Here is a 23,284-nt window from a genome sequence, read left to right as displayed (position 1 = left end):
GTGTATTTAATTGTTTATTTTTTGTCGTAGCCTAAAATTTTTAATACATCGTCGGCTGTTTGTTGTTCTGAGAATACTTCGGTTGCTATAATTCCATTTTCATCTCTGTTGATTAAGATGTGTTTTGGTTGTGGAATCAAGCAGTGATGTAACCCACCATATCCACCAATGGTTTCTTGATAAGCACCGGTATTAAAAAATCCAATGTATAATGGTTTTTCTTTATTGTATTTTGGCAAATAAATGGCATTCATATTTTGCTCAGAATTATAGTAATCGTCACTATCGCAAGTTAAACCACCTAGTAAAACCCGTTCGTAAGTTTCATTCCAACGGTTGATTGCCAACATAATAAAACGTTTATTGATTGCCCAGGTATCAGGTAAAGTAGTGATAAAAGAAGAATCAATCATGTTCCATTTTTCTCTATCATTTTGTTGCTTTTGATACAAAATTTGATAAATGGCACCTCCGCTTTCTCCTACGGTAAAAGAACCAAATTCAGTAAAGATGTTTGGAACGTCTACTTCAGCCTCATCGCAGGCAATTTTAATCTGATTGATGATTTCATCAATCATGTATTGATAATCGTACTCAAACGCCAATGAATTTTTTATAGGAAATCCACCCCCAATATTCAAACCATCCAATGTAGGACATTCTTTTTTTAATGCTATGTATACTTTGATACATTTTACCAACTCATTCCAGTAGTAGGCTGTATCGTTAATCCCTGTATTGATGAAAAAGTGTAACATTTTAAGTTCCAATTTATCATTATCCTGAATTTGTTTTTTATAAAAGCTAACAATGTTTTTATAACCTATTCCAAGACGGGAAGTATAGAACTCAAACTTTGGCTCTTCTTCAGCAGCAATACGGATTCCAATTTTGAATTTCCCGTTAATTTCTGCCTGAAGTAGATCTAGCTCTTCATAATTATCAATAATAGGAATAGTGTTTTTATGCCCGTTATTAATTAATCTTGCAATATTTTCAATGTACTGGTCTCTTTTAAAACCGTTACATATAACGTAAGTGCTTTTGTTTATTTTTCCATTTGCCATTAAATTTTCAACAATATTAATGTCGAAAGCTGAAGAAGTTTCAACGTGAATATTGTTTTTAAAAGCTTCATTCATAATGAATTCAAAATGGGAGCTTTTTGTACAATAACAGTAATAGTATTTTGCCTCGTATTTATTTTTCTCCATCGATTTACGAAACCAGTTTTTGGCTTTGTTGATGTTATTTGAAATTTGAGGTAAATAAGTAAACTTTAATGGAGTACCGTATTCTTCAACGAGTTTCATCAAATCAATATTGTGAAACTTTAGATTGTCTTTGTTTAAAGTAAATTCTTCTTGTGGAAAGTAATATGTTTGATTTATTAGATCGGAATATTTTGTATTCATGTAGCTTTTAGTATTGTAGATTAATTAAATTGGTTTTAAGAATTAAACTAATTTTCAAACCCTAATGTTTGCATAAATAATCTGAAGTTTTTCGTGATCTACTTTTAAATGGTTAGACAGATCAAAACAAAAATATTCTTTGATCGAATAAAAACGCCTCAATATCCTTAAAAAAGATTTATTGTTTCGGTTCTCACTTGAACTGTAATTTCCTTGTTTTTGATTGTTTTTCATTGTGGCAAATGTAAAAAATAATATATACGTAATCCAATCCTTTTGACTAAAAAATATTTAAGATTTATAATCGTTAAATGCTTTAAGAATTAATTCATTTTCAACAGATTGATTTATTTTTATTTTACCAATGCCTTCTATTAGGGCAAATTGTATGGTGCCATATTCATTTTTCTTGTCATGAATGAGCAATTCTAGTATGGGGTCTATGTCATTTTCAAGAAACACGATATCATCAAAGATAGACTTTATTGTAGTTTTAATTTGAATATACTCGCTTTCACTTATTAATTCCTTGTCGAAAGAGATATAGCTTTCTAAAACCATCCCTACAGCAATGGCTTCACCATGTAATAAGGTAGTTTTATTTTCATTCTCAAGAAAATAACTTTCAATCGCATGACCCAGTGTATGTCCGAAGTTTAGTGATTTCCTAATATTTTTTTCAGTGGGGTCTAATGTTACTATTTCGTTTTTAATTGCAACGGAACGGTAAATCAGTTCGTCAAAGTCAGCAAAGTCAATCGCTTTTAAGTCTAGAAATTGTTCCCAATATGCTTTGTCAAAGATTAAACCATGTTTTAGCATTTCGGCAAGACCAGAACGCATTTCATTTTGCGGAATCGTTTCTAAATAATTGGTATCTACTATTACCATTGTCGGTAGGTTAAAAACACCAATTTGATTTTTTAAATTACCTAGATCAACTCCGTTTTTTCCGCCTACGGAAGCATCTACCATTGAAAGTAGGGTAGTAGGGATATTAATAAAATCGACACCTCGTTTAAATGTTGAAGCAACAAACCCACCTAAATCTGTAACTACGCCACCGCCAAGATTTATGACAAGACTTTTCCTGTCGGCACCAAGCTCGGTTAAAACATTCCATATTTGGACGCATGTCTCAATGTTCTTATTTTCTTCACCTGCTTCAAATTCGATAATTTCGATAGTCAGTTCCGTTTCTAAATAAGGTAGGAATAGTGGTAAACACACTTCGTTTGTATTGCTGTCTACTATAATGAACAAGTTAGAGTACTTGTTTTCTTTTAAATGAAGGTTTAGCGCTTCATATCCTTTTTCATTAAAATAAATTGGATAATTACTTGCTTGGATCGTTTGCATCTTATTGGATTAATTGAAAGTGCAAAATAAGGTATTTTTTGCTAAATAATATTGAAAAGTCTCTCTATATTTGTGCAAAAATATCACATTAGATGGAAAAAATATTCAATAATACACAAGTAGCCTTCGCATTAAAAAGTGATACAGAACTTGATAGAGCGTACTTTCTTTTTAAAATGATTTCCAATCAACCATTGGTTCGAATAGGAGCTGCGGTTACTAATTTCGCATTGAATGCGCATCTACCGGTCGAAGGTTTAATACGTGCTACCGTTTTTGATCATTTTTGTGGAGGAGTAAATGAAAATGACTGTCTTTCTGTTGTTGATAGAATGTATACTAAAGGAGTTTCTTCTGTATTGGATTATTCTGTAGAAGGCAAAGAGGAGGAAGATCAGTTTGATGCTGCATTAGCAATGACTCTAAAAACAGTGGAATTTGCCAAAGAACGTCTAGCAATACCGTTTGCTGTTTTTAAACCAACAGGTCTTGGTCGTTTTGAATTGTATGATAAACTTGGAGAAAAAAAGGCTTTAACGTCAAAAGAACAAGAGGAATGGGATCGAGTAGTAGCTCGTTTTGATTTGGTCTGCAGCGAAGCACATAAAAAAAATGTCGCATTACTTATTGACGGAGAAGAGAGTTGGATGCAAGATGCCGCTGATGATTTAGTTACTGAGATGATGCGCAAATACAATAAAGAAAAAGCAATTGTTTTCAATACGTTACAAATGTATCGTTGGGATCGATTGGATTACTTGAAAAAATTACATGATCAGGCAAAGAACGAAGGTTTTTTTATCGGTATGAAGTTGGTTCGTGGTGCCTACATGGAAAAAGAAAATAACAGAGCGGAAGAAAAAGGATATCCTACACCAATTTGTTCATCAAAGGAGGCTACAGATGCTAATTACGATGCAGCAGTCCGTTATATGATTGATCATTTAGAGATCATGTCTATTTTTGCAGGTACTCATAATGAAGAAAGTACTTATAATTTAATGGAGCTAATGCAATCAAAAGGAGTATCTACTAAGGATGACAGAATTTGGTTTGGTCAGTTGTATGGTATGAGTGACAATATCAGTTATAACCTAGCTGATCATGATTACAATGTCGCTAAATATTTGCCTTTTGGCCCCGTAAAAGATGTTATGCCGTACTTGATTCGTCGTGCAGAAGAAAACACTTCAGTAGCTGGGCAAACTAGTCGTGAGTTAGAAATGATAAAAGCAGAACGCAAAAGAAGAAAGTAATCTTAGTTTTTGATTAAAATTAAAAAGGTTTCGCCGTAATAGCGAAACCTTTTTTGTTTTTAAATGCGTTTAGTTTTATTTAGAAAGAAACTTGAAACTGTAAAACAATCATGCTTTTACGATCACTTTGAGGATATTGAGCGCCTGTTTTTTCAAAAATAGATCTATTTTGATATCCTAAACTTACTTTAGGTCCTAAAGTTCCGGTTAAGTAATAATTTGCTCCTAATTCATACAAACTCATTGGATTGTCTAAAGCTTCTAAGTCGGCAATTTGTCCCGCTGCATAAACTTGTAGTCTTCCTTTTGTACTAGGGTTTGTAGGTTTTGCAATCAAATATCCTACTTGACCATAATAGATATTTCCAGTTCCAACCCCAATAAATCCGTTTCCAGAACCGTTTACAAGTGAGCCATCTGCAATGGCTGGATCTGGAGTAGCGATACTCCTTGTGTAATTTTTTCCAAAATTACAGTTGTTATAAGCGGCATAAACGGTTAAAGCATCTCCTTTAGCACTAATTGGTTTATCATAAAAAAGATCTAAACCTAGTACATTCATATCATCATATAAAACTGCGGTGGCATCATTAGGGTCTACTCTCCACATTGCTTTTGCCTGCGTTAAATATCCTAAACCAACATTGAAGATCTTTTTTGTACCTAAATAAGTTCCTTTATTATACGGTTCAGTATTTGATTCTTTTTCTGCAAAAGCATAAGTTAACATTCCAGCATATTGAGCCTTAGGTGTATGCGTGCTTATCGTTGAGTTTAGATTTAAAGTACTCGTTGCATTTCGGTAAGGATTTGTTATGGCAACACGGTAACTCAATTTGTCAAACATCCCTTTGGCATAAATACTTAAGTTCCGATTTCCAAAAGTGGACGAAACATTAATATTCTGCTGATATATAGGGGCATCAAGTGTTAGTTGAGAAGAGGAACTATTAGCTGAATATCGTGTAGTTCCAGCTCCCCAAGCTGTTAATCCACCACCAAGATGAAATTTATCATTAAAATGGTATTCTCCTATAGCATCTAAAACAGATAATGGTGTATTTGAAGGGCCAGTATTTTGAGTGAAATTAATATTGTTTTGTCCTAGCTGAAGGTGAAAAAACACATTATCAGTAAGCATTCCCATAGCTTGTAATCGCAATCTTCTAATAACAATATCAGTAGATTGTGCGACCACATTATCTCCAATTTTACTATTTGGGTTTAGCTCTGTGTAGCGCGCCCATAGTTGAAAATTAGCACCAAATTTAATATATTTTTTTCCGTCTTCAGATAGGTTTACTTTAAATGGATTTTTGGTTTCTTGCGCTTGGAAGGCAACAGATTTTAAAAACAGCAAGAAGATTAGAACAGCTGTTTTAGTTAATTTTGGTTTCATTGGTTGTATTTAGATTAAAAGTCTGTAAATTGTAAGTTGCTTAAATTTTTATATTTACCATTTTCTAAAGCAATTAACTCTTGATGTGTACCTTGTTCTGTTATTTCGCCATTGTCAAGTACTAATATTTGATCAGCAGTACGTATAGTAGAAAGGCGATGCGCAATAATGATGCTCGTTCTTCCTTGCATTAAAATCTCTAAAGCTTCCTGTACTAATTTTTCGCTTTCACTGTCAAGTGAAGACGTAGCTTCGTCGAGAATCAAAATACTTGGGTTTTTAAGTAAGGCTCTCGCAATTGCAATACGTTGTCTTTGACCTCCTGAAAGTTTAATTCCTCGTTCTCCTACAATGGTTTCAAATTTTTCAGGAAAACCTTCGATAAAATTAAAGGCGTTCGCCTGTTTGGCTGCTACAAGAATTTCTTCCTCTGTAGCATCTGGTTTTCCGTATGCAATATTTTCTTTTATGGTTCCACCAAATAGGATCACGTCCTGGGGGACAATACTCATATTACCACGAAGGTTTTCTAATTCGAGATCATAAATATTTTTCCCATCAATTAGTATTTCACCTGAATCAATATCATAGAAACGCAGTAGTAAGGAGGCAATAGTTGATTTTCCAGTTCCACTAGGTCCAACGATCGCAATCTTTTGACCAAAATTTGCTGTAAAATTGACGTTCTTTAATACTTTTATTTCTTTTCTTGAAGGGTAACTGAAGGCTACATTCTTGAAAGTAACATTTCCTTTTATTTTTTCAATCGAAGAAGTATTATGTGTCGAGTTGATTTTTTCTGGAGTTTCCTCCAATAATTCAAAAACACGCTCTGTAGCTCCAATCGCTTTTTGGATTTGCGCATACAATTCGGCAATTCCTCCAAAAGAAGCTCCTACAAATGTAGAATATAGTACAAATGAAATCAATTGACCCACGCTCATTTCCCCACTGATGCTTAATCGAACACCAAACCAAACTACGGCAACGATAGCTCCAAAAAGACAGAATATGATAAAGGATGCAAAGTAGCCTCTGTATTTTCCGCCTTTGATCGCTAACTTCACTACTTCTTTTATTTTTCCGTCATAACGGGCAATTTCGTACCATTCATTGGCGAAAGCCTTAACAATACTAATTCCTTGCATCGTTTCCTCGACGATAACCTGGCTTTCTGCTACTTGATCTTGTACGCTTTTTGAAAACTTTCGAATAAACCGACCAAAAACAACTGCTGCCACAGCAACTAATGGAACGACTGACAACATTAATAAAGTTAGTTTAATACTTTCGGTGGCTAATAGTGCCACTCCACCCACAATTAAAATTAGCTGTCTAAGAAATTCAGCAATGGTAGAAGTTAAAGTATCCTGAATTTGTGTAATATCTGAACTGATTCTACTGTTTAATTCACCAACACGCTTTTGCGAAAAGAAAGACATCGGCAGTTTTACTAAGTTGCTGTATAAAGACAGTCTTAGGTTGGACAAAGTGTGTTCCGTAAAATTGATGAAGAGGGATAATCTAAAAAAAGAAAAAATGGATTGCATAAAAAGAATCCCGATCAGTAATAAAGCAATGTTATTGGCATCAGTGTAACTTTTATTCTTCACACTGTCAATTAACATTCCCATCAATTTAGGGAAAGCCAATGCAGTCGCTCCAGTAAGTAATAAAAAAACTAATCCTACATAAAATTTCCAGCGGTGATTGTCGGCATATTTAAATATAAGAGTTGCTTTGTTGAGAGAACTTGCGGTAATTTTTGATTTTGGTAAATCATTTTCTTTGAACCTTGCCATTATTTGCTGTTTATGATGCAAATGTAATACTATAGTGATTCATTACAAAAAAATAGTAGTTATAGCTATTTGTATTAATGCGCTGTCAGTGAGTACGAAAGGGATTTAGACGAAAATATTATTAATTTATTTTCGTTTTTTGCTTGTAAATATAAAATCTAGGCTTATATTTGCACTCGCAATAAGGAACAAGAAATTATTCGAATTGTGAAATAGGGCGATTAGCTCAGCTGGTTCAGAGCACCTCGTTTACACCGAGGGGGTCGGGGGTTCGAACCCCTCATCGCCCACAAAACTTCTCAAGAAATTGAGGAGTTTTTTTTTGCTTTATATTTTCCCACAACTTTTAGTCTTGATCCACTTTTATCTTGATTTAAAAATATTTTTGAAACTTTCATTAATTGACTTAAGTCAAATTTTTTGATAAAAAACAACTTTAGATTTGCATCAAGTAAAATTTAAATCACGTAAATCATGATGGTAGCTATAGAATCAAATCCGTTAGAAAAATTTGGAAGTACAAGTCAAGAACGTTTAGATAATGCATTCAAACATCTTCAAAACGGAAAAGGAATAATTTTAACGGATGATAAAGACAGAGAAAATGAGGGAGATTTAATTTTTTCGGCCCATAATTTATCTACTGAGAACATGGCATTAATGATTAGAGAATGCAGTGGTATCGTATGTCTTTGTTTATCTAATGAAAAAGCGGACAAACTGGACTTACCCTATATGGTAAAGGAAAACACGAGTAGTTTTCAAACTCCATTTACAATTTCTATAGAGGCCAAAGTAGGTGTTACTACCGGTGTTTCAGCAGCAGATAGATTAAAAACTATTCAGGTTGCTTGTACTGAAAATGCAAGTAGTTCTGATTTAGCTAAGCCTGGTCACATTTTTCCATTACGAGGAAGAAATAATGGAGTATTAGAAAGGAAAGGGCATACAGAAGGGAGTATGGATTTGATGAAATTAGCGGGATTAGAGCCAGAATCAGTGCTTTGTGAATTAATGAACGCTGATGGAACAATGGCAGACATTGATACTATCGTAAAATTTGCGGATAAACATGATTTAGTTGTCTTATCTATAGAAGATATTATTCATTATCGTAAATTTGTTAGAGACTATAATTAAATGAACGAATTCGACGAGCTTGCAGCTTACTTAAAAAAAAACATTGATTTTGGAGAGGAAGATTTAAAAATCATTATGTCTTATTTTAAAATTTTAAAAAAGAACAAGAATGAAATTTTACTTGCACATGGAAAAGTTAGTGAGTTTAGTTATTTTGTAAAGAAAGGATGCCTTAGAATTTATTTTATAAATGATGAAGAAAAAGATAGCACTAGATATATTGCCTTCGAAAATCAATTTGCCACAGCTCTAGTCAGTTTTATAACAAAGGAGCCAGCGGAGGAAATTATTCAGGTGATTGAAAATTCAGAACTTTTCTGCATTAGTCACGACGATTTTAGACATCTTATGAAAATTATTCCCAAATGGAAGGACTTTTATACTATTTATTTAGAAAAAGCATATGTTAATAATTCAAAAAGATTAATGTCGTTTACGACTTTGGGTGCTGCAGAAAGATATGATCAGTTATTTAAAATAAACCCAAATATTGTTAAACGGCTTCCAAATAAAATCGTAGCTTCTTATATTAATGTATCTAATGAAACACTGAGCAGAATAAAATCTAAAATTTAAGAATATATTAGATGTAAATAGCACTTACAACTATGTATACTTGGAAAATAATTTTTACGATCTCTTATTATAGTGTTAATTCTAAAATATCGGGAGGATTCTCTGTTGGAAAAATGCACAAAACTTCTCAAGAAATTGAAGAGTTTTTTTTTGCCCTTAATTTTTCTAACTGAAGGAGCTTTTAAATAAATCAAAGATAAACTTAGCAGTGAAGTAGGCATAAATCATTAAATTTACGACATGATTACAAAGAAAAAAACAAACTGGTTCGGAATGCTATTTGAATGGAATGGTTCAGTGCTTCCTCAGTTATTACCACGCTTATTTATACTTTTCTTGTATACGACTGCTACTGTCTATTTTAGAGATACTTTACTCGAATACCATCTTTATGTAAATCCAGCAATATTTACTCTTTTTGGAATTGCTTTAGCTATTTTTTTGGGATTTAGAAATACGGTTAGTTACGATCGATTTTGGGAAGGTAGAAAGCTTTGGGGTGCACTCTTAAATGATACACGCTCACTCGCTCGTCAATCACATACGCTGGTAGACGGAGTGGATTATGAGAAACAGCGAACTCAATTTATACTAATGCTTACTGCCATGGTTCATGCTTTAAAGCACCAATTAAGAGAAACAAATCCTGATGCTGATATGGAACGGCTGCTATCAAATTCGTATAGTCAAAAACTACAAACCGCTGTTTTTAAGCCCATTGTTATTTTGAAAGAATTGGGAGTTTGGGTAAATATAGCAAAAAGAGATGGGAAATTAGACAGTATAACTCAGGTTGCTTTTGATGAAAATCTTAATAAGTTATCAGATATTATAGGAGGGTGTGAAAGAATAGCTAGTACTCCAATACCGTATACCTATAGTGTCTTATTACATCGTACAGTATATATCTATTGCTTTTTACTTCCTTTGGGTTTTGGGGAAAGTATGTTGTGGACCTTGCCGTTTGTAATCGTTTTTATCGCTTACACCTTTGTGGCTCTGGAAGCAATTGCAGATGAATTAGAAGATCCATTTGGTGTTGAACCCAATGATTTAGCCTTAGATGCGATGTCTGTAATGATTGAAAATACGTTGTTGGAGCTTGATAATAAGCATATTGAACCTATTAAAAAAACTAAAGGGTATTATATCACTTAGTGTTTAGTTGATAAGAAGAGAAGTACTGGATTAATCTATAAATAAGACTAACTTAACGTCCTGCCTTTTAGAATGCAATAGGCGCAGCAAGACAACTGTCAGGTATGTCAAATGCATTTACTAACGAAACCGCATCTGGTCTAATCTCCCAGCAAAGCTGATTGACCATTTTACGTATGGCTTTTGTTTTAACAGCTTCCATATAACCATCTTCTAGATACCATCCTTTGTTTTTTTCAATCTGCGAAAGGGCATACAATTGATATAATCGCATCATGACTTCCTTGCAATTTTCGTCTTCGATGGTTTGAATGACTTCTTGAAATTGCTCTAGTACAATTCGTTCGAGATAGGCTTGCGCTACATCAATCATTTGATGCTGAGCTACATTATATGCATCGTAAGGATCTAGTCCGCTATCGATAAGTTTTTTTAATCGCTTTGCTGCAGATGCCAATGTTGTTTTTTCTCTGTATTGAAAAGCCTCCAAATGAAACTCCTCATCAATTAAATGTGACTCATCCGTTTTTCTCGTTATAATTGGATTTTTTTCAGAAAAAGCGGTTTTTGCGCTCTCATAAACATAGTTTATCATTCCCATAGCATCCATTTTACCAAATGATTTTCGGAATTCTGATAAACGGTTTTTAGCAACTAGTTGCATCAAAACAGTATTGTCACCTTCAAAAGTGGTGTAGATTTCAGTATCATTTTTTAACGCATCAATACGATTTTCTGATAAATACCCTTTTCCGCCACAAGCCTCGCGACATTCTTGCAGAATATCAGTTGTGCTCCAAGTTGAATAGGCCTTCATCCCCGCAGCAAGGGCTTCAATTTCGGGCATTTCAGATTCACTCTTATTGATAAAACGATTCGTAACGTATTGTAACGCAAAATGGGTTGCATACGTTTTTGCCAATAGCGGCAAAAGTCTTCGTTGATGAATACGATAATTTAAGATTGGAACTTCCGAGCCGCCTTCAGGTCCAAATTGTCTGCGCTGATCGCTATATCTAATTGTAATTGTTAATCCGGATTTGGCTGCAGCCAAAGCAGACCTTGGAATCCCAATTCGGCCACCAACCAAAGTTCCTAGCATGGTAAAAAAACGTCTATTATCACTAGGAATCGGACTTTCAAATTCTCCCTTATCATTAACAGAAGCAAAACGATCTAGCATGTTTTCTTTTGGAATAACCACATTATCAAAACTTATTGTCCCATTATCAACGCCGTTTAATCCCATTTTGAGTCCGCAATCACCTATAGTGACTCCTTTTAATATTGTATTATTGGCATCACGAAGCGGAACGATAAAGGCATTAACTCCATAATCAGTTTCTCCTATGATTAATTTAGCAAATACCGTAGCCATGTGACCGTGTATTGCGGCGTTTCCAATATATTCTTTTTGTGCCTTTTCATGCGGAGTGTGGATAGTGAAAGTTTGGTTTTCGTGATTATAAGTCGCCGTGGTTTCTAATCCTTTCACATTCGAACCGTGATTCGTTTCTGTCATTGCAAAACATCCCGGAAGTTCAAGTGTACCAATATCTTTTAAGTACTTACTGTAATGTTTTTCGGTACCAAGAGATTGTATGCTCATTCCCCAAAGTCCAAACTGTACGCCAAATTTAATTACCAAACTTAAATCATGGTAGCTCAATGTTTCCATAATGGCAAAATAATCTTCAATGCTTTCGCCACCGCCATATTCTTTTGGATATGCCATATTCCCTAGGTTCTCTTTCGCCAGGATTTTACACCAGTCGTAGACTTTCTCACGATATACAGCAGTGTCAGTCGAAGTTTCATAAGCAAACTCAGGTTGGCTGATAATAGACTTTACTTTTTTAATAATTTTCGCCTGATTTCCATCTAGAATTTGAGTTAACTTTTGTATTTCAAATCTCTCATTTGCCTGATAATTTACGGTAAAGGTATTTGCAATTGTTTTGAAATCTGCTAAAGCTTCTTCGCCAGAAATCCCTAAATCATTTTCTAACTGGATGAAAACAGATCTAAGAGCTGCGATGATTTTATCGTTTTCAGAAAGTAAGACTGAAATATCAAAAATGGATTTTATTAAAGGGTTTTTCTGAAGAATAATTTCAATTTCAGATTTCCAATTAGCCACCACTTCTCTAGATGGAGGGGATGCAATAGCAATATTGGAAAGAAGTGATTCTTGTTCCTCTTTAGAAAGCCAGCTCTGGGAAACGATAAATTTTTGTAAAGTCAAGAATTCTTTCTGGCTCAATAGATCATCAGACCAAACGAGATAAAAAAGAGGTATAAAAGCTTTCAGTTTTGAATTTCCCATAATGAATTGAATTACGTTTTTAAACTTCTTCAAGATAGCGAAAATTAACGATTGAAACTGAAAACCAAATAGAAAGTAGATGATCTTCTTAAAGGCTAATTTCAAGACATCGTTTTTAACTTGCTATTAGTATTTCATTGTGCCAAAACAAATAATACAATCCTTACTTTTGTTGTTACAATAAGAAATGTAATTCATGAATAAAAATAATCTCTCCCAAACAAAAATATCAGTTCTAGACCTCGCAATAGTTAGAGATGGAGGAAATGTAGCGGATACTTTTAAAAACAGTTTAGATCTAGCTCAGCGTGTTGAAAAATGGGGCTATGATCGATTTTGGTTAGCAGAACATCACAATATGCCAGGAATCGCGAGTAGCGCAACTTCTATTTTAATTGGACATATTGCATCAGGAACGGCTACTTTAAGAGTGGGTTCGGGCGGTATTATGCTGCCAAATCACGCACCTCTAATCGTAGCCGAACAATTTGGAACACTAGCCACACTTTTTCCTAATCGAATTGATTTAGGATTAGGACGTGCTCCCGGAACAGATCAATTTACGGCAGCAGCCTTGAAAAGAGATGAACATGCAGCGCAGGAATTCCCTGCTAATGTGGAAGAACTACAACTGTATTTTTCTGAGGGGAATAAAAAAGGACGTGTTCGCGCTATTCCAGGTGAAGGATTAGATATCCCAATCTGGATTTTAGGTTCGAGTACTGACAGCGCTTATTTAGCCGCCGCCAAAGGATTGCCGTATGCTTTTGCAAGTCATTTTGCCCCTGCACAATTACTAACAGCCATAGCGATATATCGCAATAATTTTCAACCTTCGGAACAATTAAAAGAACCTTATGTTATTGCTTGTATCAATGTAATTGCAGCCGATTCTGATCAAGAGGCAGCGCGATTAGCGACTTCTTTTAAGAGATTGTTCCTCGGAATTATAACTGGAAACAGACAGCAGCTTAAAGAAGCGGTTGATCCTGGCGAAGGTTTTATGGATCCAATGGAAGAAGCGGCATTGCAACAAATGATTGCGTATACTTTCATAGGCGGTCGAGAAAAAGTAAAAAAAGAATTAGACTATTTTCTTGAAAAAACCAAAGTCGATGAATTAATGGTAGCTTCTGCTATATATGATCATCAAGCTAGACTTCATTCCTATGAGATCTTGGGACAATTAAAAATCTAAATTAAACTTAGTATAGTGTGAGGGCACCTAGTATTTCTTCGGAAAGGAAAGGCCCTCCAGGATATTTAGCGGTATAATCAAGGTTAAGCCATACTTGGCCGCGTTCGTCAATATGATAGTGAAGCTGCTTTTGATAGCTTTCCTTCTCAAACAGCACGTTTTTAATCAAGTAATTCACGGTTTCCAAATCATTTAGAGTACCGATTAGAATTTCGGGGTAAATGTGTCCTTTTGTATGAATGAGTCGTGGAGTTCCTCCTATGGCTCGTACAGCAGCGGCCATCAAAATAGAATGGTCGTCACAATCTCCCGAAAAATACCCCAAAGATTCACTTGCTGTTGCAATATAGTCTCCGTCTTTTGGGTCACTTACATAATTCCAACGGCTGTTTATTTCTTTAAAAACGGCAAAACATTGAATTATAGTTCTATAGTCAGAATAGCCTTTTATGTTTTTGAAGTGCTTTGAAGTAGCCATAATTGCAAAATTCCTCACTCGGGGATTTTCATACTCAATAGCACTTATAATTTTAGATTTATTGGGAAATGGAAGCAGTTTTGCAATAATGATATCTTGCGGGTTTGGATTATCAGACATGGTATACAACATAGAGTCATAATCTTCATAAACACTGTTAAAACCATAATTTCCAGATGCGGTGCCATAAAACAAAACTAAAATATATAAGAAGATACATATTATAATAATGGTTCTTAAAAGTCTTAAAATCAATTGTATCGATACAATTATCAGCAAAAACAAAAGGATTCGGTCAAGATTAAAAAACCAGTTTAGTTCAATTAAATTCTGATGGGCAATTATGAAAAGAGGAATCGCAATTAAAATATTCATAACAAAAATGATAACGTCATCCCAGGGTTTTTTAACCCGAAGTTTTTGTATAAAATTTTTAAATGAAATATTTTTAATGTTTATCATAGTGCCACCAACAATCAAAAAACTAGAGTAGTTTTACAATTTCATCAAAAGTACCTATTTTATCAATGATTTTCAGTTGAAATAGTTGATTTTGAACATTGTTTAACATTTTTGTAGTTAATGGTTTTTCTGACCATTGAGTTAATGATAACCATTCTTGAATATCTTCTGTTTTTTGGTTGTAATTAGCGGCTAAAGTTTTGTCTATATTGGGAATGTCTTTGAATTTTTTGGTCGTTTCATTGATACAACTTAAGATGTCTTTAATCACCTCAGGATTATTTTCCAATACTTCATTACGTACAGCAATCACAAAACAAGGCCAAGGTGTTGGGCAATCTGCAATTCGTCTGAAAATTCCTTTGTCGACTAATGGTTTAGTCATAAAACGTTCCCACATAAAGTAATCAGCAGTTCCCGCGGTCAAAGCTTCGACAGCGCCATCAATGGTATTGATGATTTCAAATTTAAGGTTGTCTGTGTTCCAACCTTGATTTCCAGCATTTACGTACGCCATCAATTGGGAACCAGAACCTAAACGGGAAATAGCCACTTTTGTGTTTTCTAAATCAGAAAGTGTTTTGTATTTGGATCCTACTGCTACGTGAATTCCCCAAATTAAAGGGGATTGAACATAAACCTGTACAATTTTGCTGTTATTTCCGGCAACGATATCTTTTACAATACCTTCCGTTAGTATTACTGCAATATCTGTCTCTCCATCACGTAGCATTTGACACATTTTCCCAGTCCCTTCAGGAATATCAGTCCATTGTAAATCAATATTATGGGCTTTAAAATCGCCTTTTTCTATGGATAAGTGCCAAGGTAAATTGAAATGTTCCGGTACTCCGACAATTTTTATTGTTTTCATTTTAAATAGTCTTTTTTTTCTAGTTCATACCAAAGACAAGGAATTGAGTTCCATTCAAATTCGTTTTTTTGTTGCATTCCTATTTTTTCTAGAATTTTGCGCGAACTAGTATTTTTAATATTTGCAGAAGCATAAATAGTTTGGATTTTCATTTTAATAAAACCGTGATGGAGCCAAGCTTTTGCTGCTTCATAACCATATCCTTTTCCCCAAAACTCTTCCCTCAGTCGATATCCAATTTCGTAAAAATTAAGATGATCGTTTTCCGGTTCTGTAATGAACTTTAAACCTGCCCAACCGATAAACTCATTCGTTTCCTTGAGTATAACAGCATACCTACCAATAGCGTTTTGAATATATTGAATCCGAAGGCTTTCTATATAATTCATTGACTGTTCGATAGATTGTACAGGGTTATTACCCAAATATAAATGTACATTAGGATTAGAATCCAAAAGAAACATGCCTTCGGCATCGGAAGGAACAATCGCTCTTAAGATTAAACGTTCGGTTTCAATAATTATGTTCATATTGCAGTGAGTTCCTAGTTTGTACTATATGTTTTAGCCCCGATAGCAGTGGAAATCCTTTTTTGAGGTTTTTACCGAAAAAAAGATTGTAACGAATATCGGGAATAGCTCCTGAATCAATTAATTATTAGCTAATTTGTCTAAAGTATATGCAATTAATTCATCAACGGCTTTGTACGGATCTGCACTAAAAGTTCCTGTAGCGCGATTAGCGATAATAGCATTTAGCGATAGTGCGTTATGACCTAAAAGTGCCGAAAGGCCATAGATTGCAGCCGTTTCCATTTCGAGATTAGTGATTCTATTTTCTTCAAATTTAAAATTATCCATTTTAGAATTTAAACTTTCGTCTTGAATATTCAAACGCAATACACGACCCTGTGGTCCGTAAAAACCTCCAGCAGTGGCTGTGATTCCTTTGTGCATCTTGTCGCTTTCAATTACTTTTTCTAATTCCTCAGAACAGGCAATTACGTATGGTTTTCCTTTGCGAATATCCCAATTAGTATGTTTCACAAAAGCATCTTCCATTGCTAAGTTAGACACTTCGTCAATAAGGTAGGAGCGTAGCATGTTATCGAGTCCCAAACCAAATTTAGACATCACAAAACTATCTACAGGAATATCAGCATGTAATGACCCTGAAGTTCCAATACGGATAATGTTTAGAGAAGTTAGTTTTTCTTTAGGTTTACGAGTTTCTAAATCAATGTTTACCAAAGCGTCTAATTCATTGATCACGATATCAATATTGTCAGGACCAATTCCTGTCGACATTACTGTTATTCTTTTGCCTTTGAACATTCCCGTTTGGGTTTTGAATTCTCTTTTTTGAGTTGAAAATTCGATGCTGTCAAAGAATTGTGTGATTTTTTCAACACGATTTTGATCTCCCACAAAGATGATGTCGTGAGCAATATGTTCCGGTTTTAAATTCAAGTGGTATACACTTCCGTCTGGGTTTAATATTAATTCTGATGATTGTATCATTTGATTTTTTGTTTTTTCCTCACCCCAGCCCTCTCCAAAGGAGAGGGAGTCAGTGCCGGATTTAGATTGCGATTTTATTTATACCGTTTTGGTTCCTCCCCTTCGGGGAGCCTAGGAGGGGATTAACCTCCCACACGTTTTACTTTAAAGCCTTTAACCTTCAATATTTCCATAATTTTATCACGGTAATCACCTTGAATGATTATGGAATCGTCTTTAAAAGTACCACCAACGCTCAACTTGGTTTTAATTTCTTTGGCTAGGATTTTAAAATCCTCGTCAGATCCTTCATAGCCTTCAATTATAGTAGTAGCTTTTCCTTTTCTTTTTTCGAATTTGCAAATCATAGGTTCTTTTTGAACGTATAATTCATGAGCAACTTCTTCCACTTTCTCTTCGGGACCGGGCTCGTGGTCTGGGAATAGGTTTTTTAATTGGTCTTGTAAGTCCATATTTTATGTTTTTATTAAACGAGGATGACGTGTGTTTTATTTTGTGTTTTCAGATTGCGTTTAAATTGAACACAGATAACGCGGATTTAAAACGGATGGTCACGGATTTTTTTATTTACTTGTAATCTTACTCTCTGTTATTGCTTTGTTTTTAAAATGAATATGATATGAATAATAGAACGCGGATGAGGCAGATTTAAAATGAATAATCGCGGATAATTTATTTATACTGAAAGCACTATTTTTGGTTATTTTGATAAATTTTTCTAATAAATTCAGGTTTTTTACCAAAATTTAAAAGCAAACCAACCTCACAATCAGTAGATTTTAAATAATTTATTAACTGAAACTCATTTGCTTCAATCAGATAATCCTGAGCTTTCAACTCTAAAATTATTAAATCATTTACTATAATATCTGCAAAGTATTCTCCAACTTCAATGGCTTTATAGTACACTTTAATTTTTTTCTGAGCTTCAACCTTAAAACCATTTTCTTTAAGTTCATGATAAATTGCATTTTGATATATACTCTCTAGAAACCCATATCCTAGTTCGTTATAAACGTCATAAAAATGTTTTATAATAGATTGAGTTAAATCTCGATGTAAAATACTACTCATAAATAATTATTGAAATCAATTAATATAAAAATGTCCTTTTAAAATTAATCAGCTAAAATCCGTTTAAATCGGCGTTATCCGCGTTCAATTTAATTACAATCAAATTAGCATTCTCAATATTGCAATGTTAAACAAAAAGAAAAAAGACATTAAGTAAACTCAATGTCTTTTATTACTAGAAGTAAAATTAGGAATTATTTTTTGATTAATCCTAAATCTACTAAGCGTTCGTATAAATAGTCACCAGCGGTAATATCTTCAAATTGTTTTGGATGTTCTGCATCAATACAGTTTTCTAAACAATTTAACGGCATATCACTAACAGGGTGCATAAAAAACGGCACTGAATATCTTGAAGTTCCCCATAATTCTCTCGGTGGGTTAACCACTTGGTGAATTGTAGATTTCAATTTATTGTTAGTATGACGCGACAACATATCGCCTACATTAATTACTAATTCATCCGGTTGAGCAATGGCATCAATCCATTCGCCTTTATGATTCTGAACCTGCAATCCTTTTCCTTGAGCACCCATTAAAAGAGTTATCAAGTTGATATCACCATGAGCAGCGGCACGAAGTGCATTTGCTGGCTCTGAGGTAATAGGTGGGTAATGAATAGGTCTTAAAATCGAATTTCCATCTTTAGCATAATTGTCAAAGTAAAATTCGTCTAAACCTAAACGTAATGCTAAAGCTCTCAGTACGTAAACACCGGTTTTTTCCAGCATTTGGTACGCTTCTTTACCTACAGCATTAAAACGAGGTAATTCTTTGACTTCCACATTTTCTGGGTATTCTGAAGCATATTTTGAATCTTCGCTCACATACTGACCGAAATGCCAAAACTCTTTCAAATCTCCCTCTTTTCTTCCTTTGGCATGTTCTGTTCCAAAAGAAACATAGCCTCTTTGCCCTCCAATTCCTGGGATTTCATAGCTATGCTTAGTTTCTAATGGTAAAGCGAAAAAATTTCTTATTTCACCGTACAATTCTTCTACCAATTGATCATCTAAAAAGTGACCTTTAAGTGCTACGAAGCCAATATCTTCAAATGCACTTCCGATTTCATTTACAAATTTTTGTTTACGTTTCGGGTCGTCCGAAAGGAAATCACGCAAGTCAACACTAGGAATGTTTTGCATATATTACTTATTTTTTAATAACTTACAAGACGTAAAATGCCTTGCTGATACAAATATATATAATAATTTTATATTAGAATTTTAAATGACAATAAGTAGATAAAATAATATAACAAATTTAACTAAAACTGTTATATTTTTTTATCTTTGAATCGCGTACTAAAGCCAAAAAAATGAACTTTGACAGAAAAAAACTTACTGACGAAACCTTATTAGATTTATATAAAAGAATCCTTAAGCCGAGACTTATCGAAGAAAAAATGCTAATCCTTATTCGTCAAGGAAAAGTATCAAAATGGTTTTCAGGAATCGGTCAGGAAGCCATTTCGGTAGGAGTGACGGCAGTTTTAGACAAGGATGAATACATCTTACCGATGCACCGAAACTTAGGTGTATTTACTGGTCGTGATATTCCATTATACCGTTTATTCTCCCAATGGCAAGGAAAAGCTAATGGTTTTACTAAAGGACGGGACAGAAGTTTTCATTTTGGAACCCAACAATATAAGATTATTGGAATGATTTCGCATCTTGGTCCGCAATTAGGCGTGGCTGACGGAATCGCATTGGCCAATAAACTAAAGAAAAACGGAAAGATTACCGCAGTTTTCACCGGAGAAGGTGCTACCAGTGAAGGGGATTTTCATGAAGCTTTAAATATTGCTTCGGTTTGGGAGCTGCCGGTTATGTTCGTAATTGAGAATAATGGCTACGGCCTTTCGACGCCCACAAATGAGCAATATCGTTGCGAAAACCTTGCAGATAAAGGAAAAGGATATGGCATGGAAAGTCATATTATTGATGGAAATAACATTCTGGAGGTATATAATTTACTATCAGAGTTGAAAGATTCAATGGTTGAAAAGCCACGTCCCGTTTTATTAGAGTTTAAAACCTTCAGAATGCGCGGGCATGAAGAGGCGAGTGGCACAAAATATGTTCCTCAAGAATTAATGGATTTATGGGCAGTGAAAGATCCAGTAGAAAATTACCGTAGCTTTTTAAAAGAAAGCGGAATCCTTACAGAAGAGTTTGATACCACGTTACGAAGTGAAATAAAAAAAGAAATCGATGAGAGTCTGGCTGTTGCCAATGCAGAACCAGAAATTGAAGCAACATTAAGTGAAGAATTAAATGATGTTTTCAAACCATTTAATCCTGAGGTAATTAATCCGTCAGAAGATAAAGAAAAAATAAGATATATAGATGCCATTTCGAGCAGTTTAAGACAATCAATGGAACGTCATGACAACTTGGTTATTATGGGTCAGGATGTTGCTGAATATGGTGGTGCTTTTAAAATCACTGATGGATTTGTAGCACAATTTGGGAAAGAACGCGTAATCAATACACCTATATGTGAAAGTGCCGTAGTATCTGCGGGAATGGGATTGTCTATAAACGGATACAAAGCGATTGTCGAAATGCAGTTTGCTGATTTTGTTTCGACAGGATTCAATCCGATTGTTAATTTATTGGCGAAGTCACATTACCGTTGGTTGGAAAATGCTGATGTTGTGGTTCGTATGCCTTGTGGCGGAGGAACTCAAGCGGGGCCATTTCATTCACAGACCAATGAAGCATGGTTTACTAAAACACCTGGTTTAAAGGTAGTGTATCCTGCTTTTCCTTATGATGCGAAAGGTTTACTAAACGCTTCTATTAATGATCCGAATCCTGTGCTGTTTTTTGAGCACAAACAATTGTACCGCAGTGTCTACCAAGAAGTGCCAAAAGAGTATTACACTCTACCATTAGGAAAGGCTGCTCTGTTGAAGGAAGGAAACGAGGTTACGATAATTGCTTTTGGAGCAGCAGTGCACTGGGCTTTGGATACATTAGCAAGTAATCCCGAAATTTCAGCAGATTTATTAGATTTAAGAACGCTACAACCTTTAGATACTGAAGCTATTTTTGCTTCCGTTAAGAAAACAGGAAGAGTAATTATCTATCAAGAGGACTCTATGTTTGGAGGTATTGCCAGCGATATATCGGCAATGATTATGGAGGAATGCTTTAGATATCTGGATGCTCCTGTAAAAAGAGTAGCCAGTTTAGATACACCCATCCCATTTACAAAAGCACTAGAAGATCAATATTTGCCGAAAGGCCGATTTGAAAAGGATTTATTGACTCTTTTAGCCTATTAGATATAGATTTTAAAATGCTGTTCATTGAACAGCATTTTTTTTTATCTTTAAAATCTCAAAAACAACCAATGAAAAAAAATATTGTCTCCATTCTGTTTCTAGTTTTACTATTTTCATGTCAGAAAAAAGAGGAAACGGCAGCTCCAATAGATTCCAATAAGAACTTCGAGAAATATAAAGAAAGTTTTGTTACTTCTCTTTGGGAATTGTATCCAGATTGGGCTGCTAATCAAGGATATCATATGTTGGATAGTGTTTTGGTGGTTTCGAACTCGACTTATATTAAAAGACAATTGGATTTTGCACATGCCCAACTAGATTCTCTTCAAAATTACCCGTTGAAAAATCTTTCGGACAATAATATCATTGATTTTTACATGATACAAAATCAATTAAAAAGTTCCATTTTTTCTATTGATAAATTAAAATCGTACGAATGGAATCCTGCAGAATATAATGTAAGTGGTGCTTTTGCAGAAATATTAAATGGAAAATATGATGATTTAGAAGTCCGTCTGCATAGTTTTAATATTAAAATGGATGCGATTCCGGCTTATTATGAAGCAGCGAAAGCAAATATAAAAAACCCAACGCTAGAGCATACCGCCCTTGCTATTTCTCAGAATTTAGGAGGCATATCTGTTTTTGAGAAAGATTTGATTTTCGCTTTAGGCAAAAGTAAATTGTCTAATACTGAGAAAAAAGAGATTAGGGAAAAAGCAAAAACAGCGGTACATGCCATTGTTGTTTACACTAATTGGTTAAAGGATTTAGACAATAAAACGCCTCGTTCTTTTAGATTAGGAGCAAAACTGTACTCTGAAAAATTTGATTTGGATATTCAGTCTAGTTTTACTGCCGACACTATTTATAAAAAGGCAGTTAATCATAAAAAGGAATTGCATGGAAAGATGTTTGCATTGGCCGATTCTTTGTGGCCAAAGTATATGAAATCAACGCCTAAGCCAGCTGATAAGTTGCAACTGATCAAAATGGTGATAGATAAGATTTCTCTGCAACATACCACACCTGCTAAATTTCAATCAGAGATAGAGAAACAAATACCTGAACTTGTGGCGTATGTAAAAGCCAAAGATTTACTTTATATCGATCCTTCAAAACCGTTGGTTGTACGTAAAGAGCCGGATTACATGGCTGGAGTTGCTGGAGCATCTATTTCTGCACCTGGGCCGTATGATAAAAATGCTAACACCTACTATAATGTAGGTAGCATGTCAGGTTGGAGTGCAGAAAAATCAGAGAGCTACTTAAGGGAGTACAATGATTATATTTTACAAATACTAAATATACATGAGGCAATACCAGGACATTATACTCAATTAGTATATAGCAATCAATCACCAAGTTTGATTAAAGCAATTTTCGGGAATGGAGCGATGGTGGAAGGTTGGGCGGTATATACCGAAAGAATGATGCTGGAAAGCGGGTACAAAAACTCAGATGAAATGTGGTTGATGTATTATAAGTGGAATCTAAGAACTACTTGTAATGCTATTTTAGATTATAGCGTGCATACGAAGAACATGACAAAGGAAGAAGCTATGAATTTGTTAGTTACAGAAGCTTTTCAGCAACAAGCAGAAGCAGAAGGGAAGTGGAACCGCGTTAATTTATCTCAGGTTCAACTGTGTTCTTATTTTACAGGCTATACTGAAATTTATGATTTTAGAGAAATGCTTAAGAAAGAAGAAGGTGCTAAGTTTAACCTAAAACAATTCCACGAGAAATTCTTGAGCTACGGTAGCGCTCCAGTAAAATACATTAAGGAATTAATGCTGAAAGAGAGAAAAAAGTAAATCAAACTCAGCATTCTGTTGTTTTTGGAATTCTAGAAAGAACCTAGAGTCCAGTTGCGGATTAAAGTATATGTACAACGGAAAAGAACTGTAAGACGAGCAGGGGCTTAATTCATCAGATATAATGTGAAAATT

Annotated in this window: 19 protein-coding genes and 1 tRNA gene; 8 read left to right on the top strand and 12 right to left on the bottom strand. The window is 34.5% G+C overall.

Annotated elements, in window-relative coordinates:
• Window positions 1-14: 14 nt before the first annotated feature.
• Complete coding sequence (locus AAC069_RS09515) at window positions 15-1,415, bottom strand: arginine decarboxylase (RefSeq protein ID WP_091087812.1); 1,401 nt, start codon at window positions 1,413-1,415, stop codon at window positions 15-17.
• Between the two features lie 291 nt (window positions 1,416-1,706).
• Complete coding sequence (gene aroB, locus AAC069_RS09510; RefSeq protein ID WP_339920233.1) at window positions 1,707-2,774, bottom strand: 3-dehydroquinate synthase; 1,068 nt, start codon at window positions 2,772-2,774, stop codon at window positions 1,707-1,709.
• A 92-nt stretch (window positions 2,775-2,866) separates the two neighbouring features.
• Here aroB and AAC069_RS09505 point away from each other — a divergent pair, with 92 nt between their 5' ends.
• Window positions 2,867-4,030 carry a proline dehydrogenase family protein gene (locus AAC069_RS09505; RefSeq protein WP_339920232.1) on the top strand — a complete coding sequence of 388 codons (1,164 nt, stop codon included), beginning with the start codon at window positions 2,867-2,869 and terminating at the stop codon, window positions 4,028-4,030.
• 79 nt (window positions 4,031-4,109) lie between these two features.
• On the opposite strand, the gene AAC069_RS09500 is transcribed toward AAC069_RS09505, so the two are convergent.
• Window positions 4,110-5,429 carry a hypothetical protein gene (locus AAC069_RS09500; protein WP_339920231.1) on the bottom strand — a complete coding sequence of 440 codons (1,320 nt, stop codon included), beginning with the start codon at window positions 5,427-5,429 and terminating at the stop codon, window positions 4,110-4,112.
• Between the two features lie 14 nt (window positions 5,430-5,443).
• Window positions 5,444-7,231 (bottom strand): ABC transporter transmembrane domain-containing protein, encoded by a 1,788-nt coding sequence (locus tag AAC069_RS09495; RefSeq protein WP_339920230.1) that lies wholly within the window; start codon window positions 7,229-7,231, stop codon window positions 5,444-5,446.
• 215 nt (window positions 7,232-7,446) lie between these two features.
• Here AAC069_RS09495 and AAC069_RS09490 point away from each other — a divergent pair.
• The 4 genes from AAC069_RS09490 (at window position 7,447) to AAC069_RS09475 (ending at window position 10,105) form a co-directional block, all read left to right on the top strand.
• Window positions 7,447-7,521 (top strand) — tRNA-Val (locus AAC069_RS09490).
• Between the two features lie 187 nt (window positions 7,522-7,708).
• A complete protein-coding gene (ribB, locus tag AAC069_RS09485; protein WP_339920268.1) occupies window positions 7,709-8,371 on the top strand; it encodes a 3,4-dihydroxy-2-butanone-4-phosphate synthase in 663 nt (220 codons plus the stop codon).
• Complete coding sequence (locus AAC069_RS09480; RefSeq protein ID WP_339920229.1) at window positions 8,372-8,947, top strand: Crp/Fnr family transcriptional regulator; 576 nt, start codon at window positions 8,372-8,374, stop codon at window positions 8,945-8,947.
• A 240-nt stretch (window positions 8,948-9,187) separates the two neighbouring features.
• The gene (locus AAC069_RS09475) at window positions 9,188-10,105 is read left to right on the top strand and encodes a bestrophin family ion channel (RefSeq protein ID WP_339920228.1); all 918 of its coding nucleotides are present in this window, start codon (window positions 9,188-9,190) and stop codon (window positions 10,103-10,105) included.
• Between the two features lie 67 nt (window positions 10,106-10,172).
• Here the strand turns inward: AAC069_RS09475 and AAC069_RS09470 are convergent, their stop codons facing one another.
• Window positions 10,173-12,431 (bottom strand): acyl-CoA dehydrogenase, encoded by a 2,259-nt coding sequence (locus tag AAC069_RS09470; protein WP_339920267.1) that lies wholly within the window; start codon window positions 12,429-12,431, stop codon window positions 10,173-10,175.
• A 196-nt stretch (window positions 12,432-12,627) separates the two neighbouring features.
• Here AAC069_RS09470 and AAC069_RS09465 point away from each other — a divergent pair, with 196 nt between their 5' ends.
• Window positions 12,628-13,629: an LLM class flavin-dependent oxidoreductase gene (locus tag AAC069_RS09465; RefSeq protein ID WP_339920227.1), complete on the top strand. Its 1,002-nt coding sequence runs from the start codon at window positions 12,628-12,630 to the stop codon at window positions 13,627-13,629.
• A gap of 7 nt (window positions 13,630-13,636) precedes the next feature.
• Here AAC069_RS09465 and AAC069_RS09460 read toward each other — a convergent pair whose 3' ends face one another.
• The 7 genes from AAC069_RS09460 to AAC069_RS09430 form a co-directional block, all read right to left on the bottom strand.
• Window positions 13,637-14,569: a transglutaminase gene (locus AAC069_RS09460; RefSeq protein WP_339920226.1), complete on the bottom strand. Its 933-nt coding sequence runs from the start codon at window positions 14,567-14,569 to the stop codon at window positions 13,637-13,639.
• 22 nt (window positions 14,570-14,591) lie between these two features.
• A complete protein-coding gene (locus AAC069_RS09455; RefSeq protein ID WP_339920225.1) occupies window positions 14,592-15,443 on the bottom strand; it encodes a substrate-binding domain-containing protein in 852 nt (283 codons plus the stop codon).
• Entirely contained in the window at window positions 15,440-15,973 is a 534-nt protein-coding gene (locus AAC069_RS09450; protein WP_339920224.1) for a GNAT family N-acetyltransferase, read from the bottom strand. The genes AAC069_RS09455 and AAC069_RS09450 overlap by 4 nt, the downstream gene beginning before the upstream one ends.
• A gap of 120 nt (window positions 15,974-16,093) precedes the next feature.
• Complete coding sequence (locus AAC069_RS09445) at window positions 16,094-16,963, bottom strand: nucleoside phosphorylase (RefSeq protein WP_339920223.1); 870 nt, start codon at window positions 16,961-16,963, stop codon at window positions 16,094-16,096.
• Window positions 16,964-17,085: 122 nt separating this feature from the next.
• Complete coding sequence (locus tag AAC069_RS09440; protein ID WP_339920222.1) at window positions 17,086-17,415, bottom strand: translation initiation factor; 330 nt, start codon at window positions 17,413-17,415, stop codon at window positions 17,086-17,088.
• A gap of 238 nt (window positions 17,416-17,653) precedes the next feature.
• Window positions 17,654-18,037 carry a GxxExxY protein gene (locus AAC069_RS09435; RefSeq protein WP_339920221.1) on the bottom strand — a complete coding sequence of 128 codons (384 nt, stop codon included), beginning with the start codon at window positions 18,035-18,037 and terminating at the stop codon, window positions 17,654-17,656.
• Between the two features lie 194 nt (window positions 18,038-18,231).
• The gene (locus AAC069_RS09430) at window positions 18,232-19,182 is read right to left on the bottom strand and encodes a 2-oxoglutarate and iron-dependent oxygenase domain-containing protein (protein WP_339920220.1); all 951 of its coding nucleotides are present in this window, start codon (window positions 19,180-19,182) and stop codon (window positions 18,232-18,234) included.
• A gap of 173 nt (window positions 19,183-19,355) precedes the next feature.
• Between AAC069_RS09430 and AAC069_RS09425 the strand changes: the two genes are divergently transcribed.
• Window positions 19,356-21,332, top strand: coding sequence for a dehydrogenase E1 component subunit alpha/beta (locus AAC069_RS09425; protein WP_339920219.1), 1,977 nt, complete (start codon window positions 19,356-19,358; stop codon window positions 21,330-21,332).
• 68 nt (window positions 21,333-21,400) lie between these two features.
• On the top strand, window positions 21,401-23,149 hold the full coding sequence (locus tag AAC069_RS09420; protein ID WP_339920218.1) for a DUF885 domain-containing protein: 1,749 nt from the start codon (window positions 21,401-21,403) through the stop codon (window positions 23,147-23,149).
• Window positions 23,150-23,284 lie beyond the last annotated feature (135 nt).

This window comes from uncultured Flavobacterium sp. (assembly GCF_963974175.1).
GTDB lineage: Bacteria > Bacteroidota > Bacteroidia > Flavobacteriales > Flavobacteriaceae > Flavobacterium.
This window is presented reverse-complemented; position numbering and strand designations above follow the sequence as displayed.